General features: G+C 34.5%; 1 protein-coding gene. It reads left to right on the forward strand.

Annotated features, from left to right (window positions below; all coding sequences use genetic code 11):
* A partial coding sequence (locus SH09_RS12930; RefSeq protein WP_200888860.1) for a plasmid recombination protein occupies positions 1 to 339 on the forward strand: 339 nt, incomplete at both ends.

A 339-nucleotide genomic window follows, 5' to 3' on the forward strand; every position in this document is an offset into this window, starting at 1 on the left:
TGTCCCTATCACTGATGACGGTAGATTAAGTGCAAAAGAAGTTGTAGGGAATAAAAAGGCGTTAACAGCGTTTCAAGATAGATTTAACGAATATGTTAATCAACGTGGGTATGATTTGGAGCGAGGACAATCAAGACAAGTTACAAATGCTAAACATGATCAGGTAAGCCGATATAAGCAAAAAACAGAATACCATAAGCAAGAATATGAGCGTGAGAGCCAAAAATTAAGCCATATACAACAAAAAAGCAATGAGTTGATAGAACAATACCAAAAATCATTAGAAACGCTTAAAAAGCCTTTAAACGTCAAATATGAACATGAAACTGAAAAAGTAGG

The organism is Staphylococcus gallinarum (assembly GCF_000875895.1).
Taxonomy (GTDB): Bacteria; Bacillota; Bacilli; order Staphylococcales; family Staphylococcaceae; genus Staphylococcus; species Staphylococcus gallinarum.